We start from the raw sequence: 14,026 nt of genomic DNA, 5'->3' as shown, positions 1-14,026 counted from the left end.
GACACGGCTGCCCCGGGTTTGCGGTTGCAAACACAGTCGTTTGCCGGTTCCCTGCGAGCTGGCCGAATCGGATGCGGAATGAAACTTAAATAGTTATATATGTATTCTATTCACGGTTAATACGCTATCAAAACAAAATAGATTAGAGTTAAAACGAAACTGCGGCGCTTGTCTTTAAACTGCCCGGCTCTCTTTTTTTGGAATATGGGTCTATGTAATAATATTCGAACTTTAATCTATTTAGCATAATTTTCCATGAGCCATTTCTCCTCAGTAATCAGGACAACACAGAAGATATGGTCAAATTTTTGAAAATATTATGGCGGATAGTCTTTGCAGAAATTATATTTGACCGTCTCCCTCAAGAGAGTTTTTTGGCTTATGGATTTTGAATTACTGGTTTGCGGAGACGCTTTGGTTTATGATTAAGCCAAGGTTGTCAGGCGCATTGTTTGCTGCCCCGCCGGGGAGCTGTTTTGATTGTTAAGCGGAAAGGGGCGGTTATTTTGTTTGCTGGACAGATAGATCTTTCCATACTATATATGATATAAAGGGAAATATCTAAAGAATACAAAATGAAAGTTTTATTCGGGATTCAGGGTACCGGAAACGGGCATATCTCCCGTTCAAGGGAGATCTTGAAGTATCTTTTAAGACACGTCGATGTTGACGTGCTGTTGAGCGGCTACCATCATGAGATAGATATAGGATTTGATACAAAATACAGACTACCCGGGCTGGGTTTTACCTTCGGTAAACGCGGGGGCATAGATTACTGGAATTCACTGAAGAATTTCAGCCCCCGTAAATTGCTGTCGGACATTTACAAAATTCCTGTAGAGAAATACGATCTGGTTTTAAGCGACTTTGAGCCTGTAACAGCCTGGGCTGCCAGGTTCAGGAGGGTGCCGTGCATATCTATTTCGCACCAGGCCTCATTTCTTTCACCCAAGATTCCCAGGCCGCCGGGCAAGAATCTTTTCGCCGAGCTCATTCTCAAATGGTACGCGCCTTCATCTTCCCTCATAGGATTGCATTTTAAGGAGTATGACGATTTCATTTTTACCCCCATAATAAGGGAGGAGATCAGGAATTCCGAACCGGCGAACAACGGGCACTATACAGCGTACTTGCCTTCCTACGACGGCAGGTTTTTATCCGGGATACTAAGGAATGTAGATGTAAGCTGGGAAGTTTTTTCAAAACATCACAAGGGAGAGCCTTTCCGCGAGAAAAATATAACGGTTTTCCCCGTTAATAATGAAGAATTTGTCAGGAGTCTCTCGAGCTGCGAGGGCATTTTGTGCAATGCCGGATTCGAAACCCCGGCGGAAGCGTTATTTTTAGGTAAAAAGCTCATGGTTATCCCGATGAAGAGACAGTACGAACAGCAGTGTAATGCGGAGGCTCTCGAAAGACTGGGAATACCGGTCGTGAGAGATTTGAGAATAGAATCCGAGCGCATACTGTCCGAGTGGATAGATTCGTCTTTTTACTACGATGCGAATTATAAAAACAATCTTCCCGCGATAGTGAGCAGGATTCTTGACAGTATGGAAAGCGCAGACCATGTTAATGAATTTCTTGAGGGAGAAATTTCTTGAAGGGCGGATGTGGTTGAAGTGGAATGTGACTAAAGAGAACCGGGCAAGCTCGGCCGACAGGTTCGGGGATTATGAATGAAGCTTGACTACATCACTCTCCATCCATCCGATCATTGACCATTTTTCATATAACTTGATACGAGTGAAAGGCTGACCAGTTTTTCGGATATATTCTTATACGTTTCCCCGATTTTCAATAATGTGTAAACTTCGTCAATATTGCGCCAATCCTGGATGAGATAGGTAAGCAGCACTCTCTTGTGCTGGTCTTCGAGAGATTCTATAAACAGATAGTCTTCCTCAAGCTTTTTCGTATCGAGTTTATCTATCCAGTTATCGTATTCTGCGAGCGTTTTGATGTGAGGGAGTAGTGTGTCCAGCATCTGGTGGGTATCAAATTCCATACACATCGGTTTTTTTGATTTAAGTTTGTCCATCAAGCTGACCGAATAGGTAAATTTATGGATAATCGAGAGCATCAGCTTGAGTGCCGTGATGTAATTTGCATTATGATTATTTTTATTTTCCATTGCGCTTTCGAGCTTTAGCTTGAGGTGTATCATGTCATTTCTAAGTGAAACCAGCTCACCCTCGTTTCTGGTGTTCATATAGTCCTTGGATTTTGATACGAGCGTCTCGAGTTCGCTCTCTATTGAATTTCTATCAAGTGGTTCCGTACTCATTGGTCACCTCGTATGTTATGGATTCTGAATTCCGGAGGTAATTGTATATGGGTTTTGTTAAGATAGTGTTAAGATAGCGTTAAGATTTTCAAATCGTAAATCATTTCAATTATTACAGCTGATGCTTTTTTCTTTCAATAACACGGCTCATCAGTCAGTTGATTAACGTATCTTGAAGAAAAGTGTAAGAGTCCTGGGGGGTCGGACTCTTACCGGGTTTTCGCAGGCGCCCGGGGATGGGGCGGGCAATCAAATGGCAGATATCCTCAATGTTAAAGAAGGGTTATCGCAATACTTACAAACTATTAATTTCGTTTGTTCAATAATATATTGGAGGTTTTTCACCACAAGAGTCGGAGTTCCGCTTTAACTTTTGCGTCAGTGAGTCGTAGATGAAAATTCATGTTGAATTATTTTCGGTACTCAGGCCAGATGGCTTATGAATTGGTCGGCGATTGAGTTCCAGCTTTTAGACTCCGCATATTGGAGAGCATTTCCGGATAAGGCATCCAGATTACGAAAGGCTTTTTCTAAGTTTTCCTCTAGACTCTCACCGAGATATCCGGTAACGCCGTCCTCTACTATATCGCTCGGACTCGGCACGTCATAAGCCACAACGGGCAGGCCGCATGCCATGGCCTCCAGGATAACGAGTCCGAACGTGTCGAACTTACTCGGAAAGACGAATACATGGGCCCTGTTATAAATGTTTTTAAGTTCATTATGGGGTATGTATCCCGTAAATTGGACGTCGGGATATTTCAATTCAAGTGTGCTCAGATAAGGTCCGTCACCCGCCAGTATTTTTCTATAGCCGGGAATTTTGCAGAAGTCATCCAAATTTTTATCTTTGCTTACTCTCCCTACCGTAATTATTGTTTTCTCTTCCGGTTTTTTTTGTTTTCCGTCCGGACTGAATAGATCGGTATCCACACCCCGGCCCCATACAATGCAGTTATTGAGACCCACTTGTTTCGCTATGCTTTTTGTCGTTACCAGAACCTTTCCGCTGCATTTGTGAAACCATCTCACATACAGCCAGGTGAGAAACGCGGGCACGCCGTAAAGTATCCATCCGTAGTCCGCAAGCCTCGTGTGATAAGAGGTGTTATAATTCATTTTGTTTTTTCTACAGTACTGTCTCATGGCAAGGCCAAGACTTCCCTCGGTGGCTATATGGACTCGGTCAGGCTTAAGCTTGTTGAAATACTTTTCAACTATATACGAAGCATTTTTTAATATCGGGATATTCCCCTGCAGCTTTAGGGGTAAATGCTCGGCGCCCTCGACATACGGATTCAGAATGAATACATCGTGCTCTTTTCTGATTAAATTTGTGATATAGCTCCAGGTGTAGGTGACACCGTTGACCTGAGGATGCCATGCGTCGGTTACGAGCATTATTTTCATCTCTATGCTTTACCCGGAACATATTTAGATTGATTAAGTTGGTCAAATAGCACTGGTTGTGTAAAGAATTACAACTACTGTAACCGCTCCCAGAAAACCGCCTGCCACTGTCTGTGTGAAGGTGTGCCTGCCGAGCCTGATTCTTGACCATGCTGTGAGCGGTATTATTAAAGTCAGTGGTATAAGACTTTCGCCGTAAAGTGCTACCGCCAGAACAGAAAGACTTGCCGCGGCTGTGCAGTGTCCGCTGATTTTCCATCGAAGGGTAATAATAAGGACGAAAATCAATTGTATAAGAGCCGCTGCTGTAGCAATCAGCATCAGCCTGGGAGCGCCCGATACGTACATAGCAAGAGACACAAGAGCCGTATTGGCAAGGATGACCAGTAAAGGGAAAGCCCGCTCCTCCCTGTTATTCAGGTGGAAATCACTGACTATGCCTCTGTGAACGAGCCAAAGAACGTATAGCGTCGGAGGAAGTACAAGCAGCCCGATAAAGATAAATATCCATAAAAGCGCCGAGTTATTTTCAGTCACCTGAGCGGTTATTATTATGCTGGCCAGTGCTATAAGAGGCGGGCTTAGCAGGTGTGAGATTATTCTTGCCGATTTGTCCCGCCTGTCAAGAGGTATTAAAACAGTTTCTGCCGTATGTTGATATAAATTTTTATCAGTTTGCATTTTTCAAGTTCCGGTTCTTCTCCTAATTAGGCTCGATACCCTCACGCTTTCTCATAAGCCTTTCGGCTGATTATGCGCTCCCGCGGGAACTCCAAGCAATTGAATCAGATATTTACCGTACGCAAACCCTTTGTAACAGGTCGTAAAGTGATCGAGCGAGAGCTTCGGTCCGTGAGTCAGGTCGCGGTTTTCGATCTGCAAGCTTTTTGAAATATCCTTCCGAAAACTCAACACCCACATCAGTAAAGAGAGGCCAAGGTGTCGTAGCCGTTTCAACTCCAAGGCTCCGGGCTTCCGTAACCGCCCCCCTGCGTCGTATAACGGTAGTATAATGCGGTCCGGTTGATTTAACAATATCGTGGGTTGAATCCTCGCTCGCCTCTATCAATATGAGTTCTATATTCTCGGGCGGGGATTTAAGAAACCGTGTGGTTTTACGCGATTGATTCCTTGCAGGAAGAATTACCGTTATATCATCAAGTCCTATCGCCATTACGATGGTAATTCTAGTTTCTCATTGTTAAGGGGTGTTGAATTTTCTGTTAACTTACCGTTAATCAAAAATATAAGCTTCGAGTCAGGTCATAAGATTTGTATCCTAATCACAGCGCGACTCACCGCGTTTCTGGAGCAGCCGGTTCAATTATCGCTTTTTGCCTGCCCGGTCCGCGCCGCCCTTCTCAAAACTTACTTTCAGCAGGCCGTTTTCGAGGTTTGCCTTATCAACGTTAAGTTTGGCCAGAAAGTTGGGCAGGAATATGTTTCGTCTCTGGTTCTCGATCTGGATCATGAGTTCTTCCCCAAACTGATGGAGCTTGACTTCTTCCTTGCTTACAAAGGGAAGTTGCATCACAATACTGTAGACACCCCTTTCTTTCACTATCTCGTACGGCTTTCCCTTATAGAGAATATCGACCGGATCTCTTTCGGAAAAGAGCGTGCTCCCGAATTCCGAAAGAGCCTCCATTCCCAGTATTTCCTTGGAAAACAGAGGCGCCTCATACAGGGGGATAGGGCTGAATAATTCCGTTACCTCTTTTCTGTATATTTCCTGGAATTTCTTCCACTCCTTGAAATAAGGATGATCCAGTTTCTCGGGCATAGTTCTGTTTACTATGGCGGAATCTACGTTGTATCCGTAGAGATTAAGGTAGGTATAAGCCCGCTGTGTCTCCTTTATCACCATTTTTTCGAGATTGAGCACAAGTCTGATGGATGTGATTTCGGGATTCGAGAATATTTTGTGGATTGAATTCAGCTTGTCGAACAGGTCCTCTATGGCGACGTATGTATCCTCTTCGGGCAGAGGCATGTCGGATACCACTTTTACGGCCGGTCTTACTACTTTTAAGACCTTTCTCTCTATCGGGAATACCTTGACAATCCACCACCTGGCAACATCGGGCAGGGAAAGAAGCCTGAGCGTCTCACCGGTCGGCGCGCTGTCAACAATAATCACGTCATATTTTTTTTCCTGATAATGGCTGTAGACCCAGAGAAAGCATGACACCTCTTCCATGCCCGGAAATATGCTGAATTCTTCGGCCAGAATCTCATCCACGTTCATCCAGTTGAAAAGGGACTGAATATAGCCCGTGAGCTTGCCCCAGTATTTATCGACTGAATAAAAAACGTCTATTTCCTGGGCGTCGAGATTTTTCATGATTTCCCTGGGCTCGGGCCCTATTTCCTGGTCAAACGCGTCGCGCAGGCTGTGGGCGGGGTCAGTGGAAACGACAAGCGCCCTGTGTCCCCGTTTAGCTGCTTCGAGCGCCGTAGCCGCAGCCGTGGTTGTTTTTCCTACGCCGCCCTTGCCTGTATACAGAATGATTCTGGTCATGTGTTCATCTCTCTACGCAACAGGATATTTTCTTACGATTTATAATATTACCCAACTCTCCCTATTGACATAATTCGCTCTCTGCTTAAGATAATTATCCCAAACTATTTGAGCGAGGAAACTGTCATGGCTGAAAATACCAATCCTGAAAATAACGGGAGCCCGAATTCTTATGAAGGAATATTCGCGGTTCTTGCATTCCTTATTCTCGCCGCGACCGTACTGGTTGCAATAGGCGGTGTTTACTATAACTTCATTAATCCGGCATTTTAATTGCTCCCGGATATTCGGCTGCTTCCTCGAAGCTGAAGGAGCTTGTGTAACTCGCCATTAAAGTCAGATTCCAGAAGATTTCTGATCCGTTCAGCGGTAATTAGGCATAAACCGTAAAAGTCCTCCTATTAGAGGGACTTCGGTCCCTGATATAACTTGTGCTCTTTTGTTCGGGAACGTTTCAAGTGATATAATGGGTAGGGGAGGAATCTAAATGAGTGAACAAAACCCTTTTCAAGCTGGTTCGAGTACGGAGGCTCCCTCCTCCGATAAAAGCTTTGCAAAAAAGATGGGAGTTGCCGAAGCAATACTGATAACCCTTATGGCATTGTCCGCGATAGGTATAGGGGTTACAAATTTTATGCCGGTCAGGAGTTTCTGGTTCTGGGTTGCTATGGCCCCCGTATTCGGGGCGGTCAGCATATATTTGGGCTGGTCGAAGGCGCGGCAGAGGGGGGAGGGTTTCTCGAGGATAATAAGTGTGCAGCTTCTTCATTGGCTGGGTCTTTTTGCCGCCATTGTCCTGATTTATCTATTGTTTGATCCCGCGGGCCGTATCAATAACAATCAGCTCGCCCTTATCTCTCTTATTGCACTGGCGCTCACTACTTTCCTTGCGGGCGTTCATTTCGACTGGCGTTTCATGCTTGTAGGTATAGTGCTCGGTATCGCGGTTGCCGGGGCGGCGTTCGTTGAGGAATTTTTGTGGATGATAGCGATTCCTATTCTGGTAGCGGTCGGGCTGATAATCTTCTGGTGGAAGCGCGCAATATAACAAAGCTCGCCCTATCCTGCCGAGTTTTCTACGGCTCGTAAGCGAGCCTGAACGCCGGGTTCAGCCGGGGTTAGCGGGATGGGAGGCTTCGGGCAAGTCGGAGGCCGCGCCACTTTTCCCCCGCCACAGGGCCCACTTTTTTCTGATATGTATGCCTGCGTCGTCCAGGATCAGAAACAGACACGGAATGAGTATCAATGTTATGAATGTAGCGAAAAGGAGGCCGAATCCGAGCGCTATTGCCATCGGAGCCAAAAACGCCGCTTCGCCTCTGAATTTGATCATCAATGACGCAAGACCCCCGAAGGTGGTAACTGTCGTCAGGATTATAGGTCTGAATCTGTGTTTGGCGGAGAATACCACCGCAAATATCCTGTTCATCTTTTTGAATCTTTTGTTGATAAAGGTCATGAGCACGAGACTGTCATTTATGACTATTCCCAGGAGCGCTACGGTTCCGATCAGCGCCGGAAGCGTCAAAGGCTCGCCTCTTAGCAGCACTCCGACCATAACGCCGATTAGCCCGAAGGGCAGTATTACCATTATGATGAACGGCTGTGTGTATGATTTCAGCATGCTGGCCAGTATAAGGTAGATCAGCAGAATGGCTATGATGGCAGCTCTGAAAATACTGTCCAAGGATTCTCTCGTCTGTTCTTCCTCGCCTCCGAACACAAACGTGTAGCCCGGATAATCCCTTAGCATTCCGTCCAAGAAATCCGATATCCCTGCGTTTACTTCCCGAGCTGTCGTTCCTTGCTCGTCTATCTCCGCGGTCACCCTTACGGACCTCTCCATATCGTATCTTGAGATATTCAGCATACTGGGCTCGGTCGTCATCGTAACGACGCTGTTAAGCGGCACCCACCCTCCTTGTGGTGTCGGAATCTGATAGGATTCCAGCAGCGATAAAAGGTTTCCTGACGGCAGCTCGTATTTGATTATTATGTCCGCTTCCTCGGTTCCAAGACGCGTCTGCGATACCGTGAGTCCATCCGCCGCTGCGCGTATGGCCTTCGCGACCGTTCTGGTGTCGAGGCCGTATATTGCGGCCCTTTGTTCATCGACGATTATCCTTATTTCAGGTTTTCCCCATATCAGATCATCGCTGACCCCGAATACCCCCGGTATCGTTTCCAGCTTCTTTTCAGTTTCACGGGCAATCTCTTTCAGGGTTTCGAAGTTTTTGCCCTGAATACGCAGGTCGACCGGTTTTCCCGTAGGCGGCCCCCCGGTTTCGACAAAATCCACCCTGACCGGTCCGACAATCTCGCTTTCGACCTTTTTCCTTATATCCCTTAAAATCTCTTTACCGTTTTCCTTGCGTTTTTCGAAGTCTTCGTATTCCACTATTATAGTTGCCAGGTGATCACCGAACTCGGGCTCCTGCTTGGACAGATCAATGCCGATCATCGAGACCGTGTCCTTGAGAACATGATCGGGCGCGACCGTATTTATCATGTTTTCGATTTTCGCGACGGATTCTTCGGTGGACTTGATATTTGACCAGGTAGGATTTTCAACCCTGATATTGAATTGGGCGATGTCCCTGGTGTAGAAGAGGACCTGAGGGACATTTGCGAATATAAAAAGGGTTAGAACCAGTATGATGACGAATGTGGCGACTGTGATGTACCGCTTGCGTATCAGAAAGACCAGGGCCAGGAGATATCTGTAACGTATTTTAGAGACCCATTTTCTGACGGGTTTTTTGGGGGGGTGGGGCTTCAGGAAATCGGCGCAGTGCGACGGGAGAATGACAAGGGCTTCGATAAGAGATACGAGCAGTGCATATATGGCTACTTTGGGTATGATGGACATAAATTTGCCTATGAGGCCGGTCGCTATAAGAAGGGGAATAAAAGAGGCTATATTGGTCAAAATTGTGGCTATTACCGGGAGGGCTACTTCCTTGGTTCCTCTTATCGCGGCCTCACGCGGGCTATATCCCGTCTGAAGATAACGCTGTATGTTCTCGGCCACAATGATTGCGTCGTCTACTATTATTCCCAGCACTAAAATCAAGCCGAACATCGACAGGATGTTCAGTGTGACTCCTGAGAACTGCATGAGGATAAATGCCCCGAAAAAGGCTACCGGCAGTCCGATTGCCGCCATAAACGCGGCTCTCAGGTCAAGAAAGAGCGCTAGTATGACAAGCACCACGACGAGTCCTATAAGCCCGCTCGATACCATTGTCTCGAATCTCTGTTGTACCCAGTATGATGAATCGTTCGTTATGAAAATCTTGATATCTTCGGGTACACGCTTTCTGAATCCCTCGACCGTCTTTTCCACTTCTTCGACGGTTGTAATCGAATCGACGTTCTTCTGTTTATTAATCCAGAAATTGATAGCAGGGAGGCCGTTCAAACGCGCGGTGGTCGTTCTTTTTTGCTCGCCCTTTTCAGCGCGGCCGATATCTTTTAAGAGTACGTGCCTTCCCTCGGCGCTTCTCCGCACAGGGAGATTCAGCAGGTCATCCACCTGCTGCACGCGCCCTGTGACCCTTACCAGATATTCGGCGTCACCCTGCTCCACAGCCCCGCCCGGAAGATCCAGGTTTTTTTGATTGATGACGGACTCGATTTGTTCCAGGGAGAGACCGTACTGCCTGAGCTTGTCGGGGTCTATATATATCCAGAATACCGGGTCCCCGAGTCCCGATGTGACAATGCTGTCAACACCCCTTACGAGCTTCAGCTCGTCTTCGAGAAGAAGTCCGTAGCTTCTGAGAGTCTCCCTCGGGACGTCTCCCGCTATGGCTACGCTTATGAGCGGGAAACTGGCGTTGAACTCTTCAATAACAGGATCTTCTGCGTCCTCGGGAAGCTTGTCTTCGATCCTGGCGATCTCCGATCTTATGTCCTGCACCAGTTTGTTGCTGTCTTCTCCCGTTTCTATCTCGGCCACCACGAAGGACCTTCCCTCGGATGACGTCGAGCGTACGACCTTTATGCCGCCAATATCGCTGATCTCGTCCTCGATAGGTATGCTGACGAGCTTTTCCACATCTTCCGCGGAGGCTCCCGGGAAAACAGTGGTCACTGTGACCATTTCCAGCTTTATTGAAGGGAATAACTCGAGCGGCAGAGTCAAAGCGGACAGAATCCCTATGACCAGGATTGCCACCATGAGAAGATTGACCAGTACGGGATTTTTTACGGAAAATTCAGCTATGTGCATGTGAAGAGCGCCGTGGTTACTGCATTAAGCGAACAAGCTGACCGCCGGCTAAACCGACATGACCTTCGACGATTATTTTACTGCCTTCCGGAATCATATCTGAAGGGATGCTGCCCTCGTTTTCATTTACCCATGTAACAGATACGGGAACCTTAAGCGCCTTGCCTTGCTTGTAAACGAAGATAAAGAATTCCCTGTTATCCGAAAGCACCGCTGTTCTGGGGACTAAAATTACATCGGTAAGCAATTCAACCGGTACTTCCATATTTACGATTTCCCCCGGCCACCAGTTGTACTCGTTTTTTATCAGCCGTGCTTCAACTTTGTAAGTCCCGGAAGCGGAATCCATGTCGGGACTTACCCCTATTATTTCCCCTTCGGTTTTTTCCAGTCTGCCGTTTAATGTTGTGCTGAAGTTAACGGTCATCCCCGGCTTAATGACGCGTGCCCAACGGGGCTCCAACCCCGCTACTACACGCTCATTTGATGTGCTTACCATTTTAGCTACCAGCTCGCCTGCTTTTACCTCCTGCCCGACATCGGGGACGGTGTCCACGACTTTGCCTGAGATCGGGGCGCGTATTACAAGATGATCCACGTCCCACTCCATCAGGTTATACGCCGCTTCAAGCGCATCAACATTCGAAGCCTCGGAAGACACCTGGTTTGAAAGCGATTGAAGCGTGTCCCGCGCCACTATTCCCTTTTCAACCAGGGTGAGGGTTTGATCGTATTTTCGTTTCAGCTCGTTTAGATTAGCGCGCGCTGATTTTAATCTGGCGTCGGCTTCTTTGAGTTTTAATACTTTTCTCTCATCACGCAATATCAAAAGGGGCTGGTCTTTTTCAACCGACTCCCCTATAACCGCTTCACGCTCCTGAACCCATCCGCCCGTATTGGCCATTACGTCGATTGACTGTCCGCCTTCAATCCGGGCCAGAAAGCTTGTAGTGCGCCATACCTCCGTGGAGCTGGGCTCCTGCACACGAACCGGTGATAATTTCTTTGAATTCTCGGCTTCGAAAGCGGACGAGCGGACCGAAATCATCCGTATGTATAGGCCGATGAGGAGAATCAGAAAAGCTGCTAAAAATCCGAAGAACCACAGCCACTGTTTTTTATTTCTGGAAGATCGCCGTTCAAATGACATTTGTTATTTCCGTTTTGAGTTGGTCTATAATTTTAACACATTATTTCGTATTAATTATACAGATGCCTCTCTCGTAAGCGAAACAATTTAATGCGCACGGCAGGTTGAATCGCTGTTTTAAAGTAAATTTTATTTTTTTCTCCGAACATATTGATTTTTATAGAACTTTTCAGTAGTATTGACAAAAAACTCGTTAAGAAGGAGAGGAAGATGGCAGATAAAAAACCTATGACAAAATCTCAATTGTCGACCCACATTGCTGAGGCGGCCGGAATTACAAAAAAAACCGCCACCGAAATACTGGATGAGATAGCCGCGGTTGCCTACAAGGAAGCCAAAAAAAACAAACAGTTCACGATTCCGGGCATTGGCAAGCTGGTGCTGGACAGACGTAAAGCCAGGATGGGAAGAAACCCTGCTACCGGAGCTGAAATTAAAATACCGGCCAAAAAAGTCGTCAAGTTCAGGGTTGCCAAAGCGTGTAAAGACGCCGTTTTGGGATAATCTTAGTATTCCCTCAACTTAAAGATTTATTTGTGTTTACAATATAGTCGTCCCTAACTTGCATTGTCTAATGCGGGTAATGATGTCAGTGGATGCTTTTATCTGTTGACGCAGATTTTTTACGTTTTTCAATTCGAGGTTTAAAGAAATCACAAATTGTTTTTTTGAGCTGTATAATTGTCAGGTAGAGAGTAGTTAGCGCTAAATTATTGAAAAATACGGAACTGCTTAATGGCATGTAATTTTATAAAATACAAATTGATATTGAGCAATTTGTGTATCAAAGGAGCCTGGCAATGGCAAAAATACTGTTAATCGAAGATGAAGAATCTTTGAGAACACTCTATTCGCGAATTCTCGCATCCAGAAATTACATTGTCGAAACCGCTGAGAACGGACAGGAAGCGTTGATGAAGCTGAATGAATTTAGGCCCGACCTTATAGTTCTCGATATAGTGATGCCCGGCTATAACGGAATGGAGTTTCTCAAGATTCTGAAAAATAATGAGGAGCTGAAGGTAGTTCCCGTGCTTATGCTTTCGGCTGTTAGTGAAATTACAAAGATAAGAGAATGCCTCGATATGGGTGCTGTTGGTTATATTACCAAAGAAAGTGCCGTTGATGAGATAGTTCAGAAATTAAATCTGGTGCTTGACTCTTTTCGTTTTAATTAAGATTCTTTAACTCTAAAATTTTGTCGAAAATCCTGCGGGCAGTGTCCGACTTTGGCATTGACGGCAGTTCTTCGGTATCGCCTTTGCCGTAAACGAAATGCACCTGATTGGTATCCGATTCAAAACCGGACCCTTCCTTTGATACATCGTTGGCTACTATAAAATCCACATTTTTCTTGATTAATTTATCCCTGGCGTTTGCTATCAGATTATCCGTTTCCGCTGCAAATCCGACTATAAATCTTCCGTTTTTGTTTTCTCCGACCTTTTTGAGAATGTCCTCCGTGCGTTTAAGTTTCAGCACTCTTTCTCCGTCGTCCTTTTTGATTTTTCCGTTAACTTTCCGGGAGGGAGTATAGTCGCCCACGGCCGCGGCCTTTATTACTATTGTTGACCAGTCCAGAAATTTCATTACCGATTCATACATATCACCGGACGTTACCGCTTCTATGAACCTTACACCCGGCGGCGGGATCAGAGAGGTCTTTCCAGAAATAAGAACTACGTCGGCTCCCCGCATACGGGCCTCTCTGGCGAGAGCATAACCCATTTTGCCGCTTGACGGGTTTGAGATGTACCTTACGGAGTCTATATACTCTCTTGTCGCTCCCCCTGTCACCAGCACCCTTTCGTTGCTCAGGTCCTTGGTGGTGAAGGTTCTTTCTATTTCCTCCATTATATCCTTTATTTCGGGAAGCCTTCCCTTCCCCTCCCAGCCGCACGCGAGGTCTCCTTCGGCGGGCTCGACTATTGTGTATCCACGGTTTCCGAGCCTGGTTAGATTTTCCTGAACCGCAGGGTTCTTATACATATTTACATTCATTGCCGGGCACACGATCACGGGTGATAGCGTGGCGAGGATGACTGTCGATAGAAGTGAATCGGCTATACCCGAGGACAGTTTACCTATGAAGCTGGCCGTGGCGGGTGCGACGACAATAAGCTCGGCGCTGTCAGCCAGGCTTATATGACCGATCTCCGATTCCCACGCGAGGTCGAAGGTTTTCGTGGCCACCCTGTTTCCCGATAGCGTTTGAAGCGTAAGCGGGGTTACGAACTCCATCGCATTCTGAGTAAGTATCACCCGCACGGCCGCCCCTTCCCTTACGAGAGCCCTTACAAGCTCGCAGGATTTATAGGCTGCTATTCCGCCTGTGACCCCGATTATTATATTCTTTCCCTTGATTACGGACATTAATCTATTAAATCCTCTCTATGCAATATTATATGTTCTGGCACTGTGATA

General features: G+C 46.3%; 13 protein-coding genes. 5 read left to right on the top strand and 8 right to left on the bottom strand.

The features are described 5' to 3' along the window. Nucleotides 1–575 precede the first annotated feature (575 nt). Complete coding sequence (locus tag RIG61_08740) at nt 576–1,604, top strand: glycosyltransferase family protein (protein MEQ9619245.1); 1,029 nt, start codon at nt 576–578, stop codon at nt 1,602–1,604. Between the two features lie 110 nt (nt 1,605–1,714). Here RIG61_08740 and RIG61_08735 read toward each other — a convergent pair whose 3' ends face one another. From RIG61_08735 to RIG61_08715, 5 genes are all read right to left on the bottom strand, one after another. Next, the gene (locus tag RIG61_08735) at nt 1,715–2,287 is read right to left on the bottom strand and encodes a hypothetical protein (GenBank protein MEQ9619244.1); all 573 of its coding nucleotides are present in this window, start codon (nt 2,285–2,287) and stop codon (nt 1,715–1,717) included. A gap of 423 nt (nt 2,288–2,710) precedes the next feature. Continuing rightward, on the bottom strand, nt 2,711–3,697 hold the full coding sequence (locus RIG61_08730) for a glycosyltransferase family 1 protein (protein MEQ9619243.1): 987 nt from the start codon (nt 3,695–3,697) through the stop codon (nt 2,711–2,713). 42 nt (nt 3,698–3,739) lie between these two features. Beyond that, entirely contained in the window at nt 3,740–4,378 is a 639-nt protein-coding gene (locus tag RIG61_08725) for a phosphatase PAP2 family protein (protein MEQ9619242.1), read from the bottom strand. A 112-nt stretch (nt 4,379–4,490) separates the two neighbouring features. Further along, the gene (locus tag RIG61_08720; protein MEQ9619241.1) at nt 4,491–4,871 is read right to left on the bottom strand and encodes a hypothetical protein; all 381 of its coding nucleotides are present in this window, start codon (nt 4,869–4,871) and stop codon (nt 4,491–4,493) included. 150 nt (nt 4,872–5,021) lie between these two features. After that, nucleotides 5,022–6,218 (bottom strand): ArsA family ATPase, encoded by a 1,197-nt coding sequence (locus RIG61_08715; GenBank protein ID MEQ9619240.1) that lies wholly within the window; start codon nt 6,216–6,218, stop codon nt 5,022–5,024. Between the two features lie 126 nt (nt 6,219–6,344). Here RIG61_08715 and RIG61_08710 point away from each other — a divergent pair, with 126 nt between their 5' ends. Both RIG61_08710 and RIG61_08705 read left to right on the top strand, forming a co-directional pair. After that, on the top strand, nt 6,345–6,491 hold the full coding sequence (locus tag RIG61_08710) for a hypothetical protein (protein ID MEQ9619239.1): 147 nt from the start codon (nt 6,345–6,347) through the stop codon (nt 6,489–6,491). A gap of 214 nt (nt 6,492–6,705) precedes the next feature. Continuing rightward, on the top strand, nt 6,706–7,266 hold the full coding sequence (locus RIG61_08705; GenBank protein MEQ9619238.1) for a hypothetical protein: 561 nt from the start codon (nt 6,706–6,708) through the stop codon (nt 7,264–7,266). Between the two features lie 60 nt (nt 7,267–7,326). Here the strand turns inward: RIG61_08705 and RIG61_08700 are convergent, their stop codons facing one another. Both RIG61_08700 and RIG61_08695 read right to left on the bottom strand, forming a co-directional pair. Continuing rightward, the gene (locus RIG61_08700; protein MEQ9619237.1) at nt 7,327–10,452 is read right to left on the bottom strand and encodes an efflux RND transporter permease subunit; all 3,126 of its coding nucleotides are present in this window, start codon (nt 10,450–10,452) and stop codon (nt 7,327–7,329) included. 16 nt (nt 10,453–10,468) lie between these two features. Further along, nucleotides 10,469–11,602, bottom strand: coding sequence for an efflux RND transporter periplasmic adaptor subunit (locus RIG61_08695; protein MEQ9619236.1), 1,134 nt, complete (start codon nt 11,600–11,602; stop codon nt 10,469–10,471). A gap of 210 nt (nt 11,603–11,812) precedes the next feature. Here RIG61_08695 and RIG61_08690 point away from each other — a divergent pair, with 210 nt between their 5' ends. Together RIG61_08690 and RIG61_08685 are read left to right on the top strand one after the other, a co-directional pair. Beyond that, complete coding sequence (locus RIG61_08690) at nt 11,813–12,106, top strand: HU family DNA-binding protein (GenBank protein ID MEQ9619235.1); 294 nt, start codon at nt 11,813–11,815, stop codon at nt 12,104–12,106. A gap of 296 nt (nt 12,107–12,402) precedes the next feature. Further along, complete coding sequence (locus RIG61_08685; protein ID MEQ9619234.1) at nt 12,403–12,780, top strand: response regulator; 378 nt, start codon at nt 12,403–12,405, stop codon at nt 12,778–12,780. Here the strand turns inward: RIG61_08685 and coaBC are convergent. Continuing rightward, complete coding sequence (gene coaBC, locus RIG61_08680; protein MEQ9619233.1) at nt 12,773–13,975, bottom strand: bifunctional phosphopantothenoylcysteine decarboxylase/phosphopantothenate--cysteine ligase CoaBC; 1,203 nt, start codon at nt 13,973–13,975, stop codon at nt 12,773–12,775. The two genes, RIG61_08685 and coaBC, sit on opposite strands and share 8 nt — an antisense overlap. Nucleotides 13,976–14,026 lie beyond the last annotated feature (51 nt).

The sequence above is a fragment of the Deltaproteobacteria bacterium genome, from assembly GCA_040223695.1.
Lineage (GTDB): Bacteria > Desulfobacterota_D > UBA1144 > Nemesobacterales > UBA2774 > JAVKFU01.
This window is presented reverse-complemented; position numbering and strand designations above follow the sequence as displayed.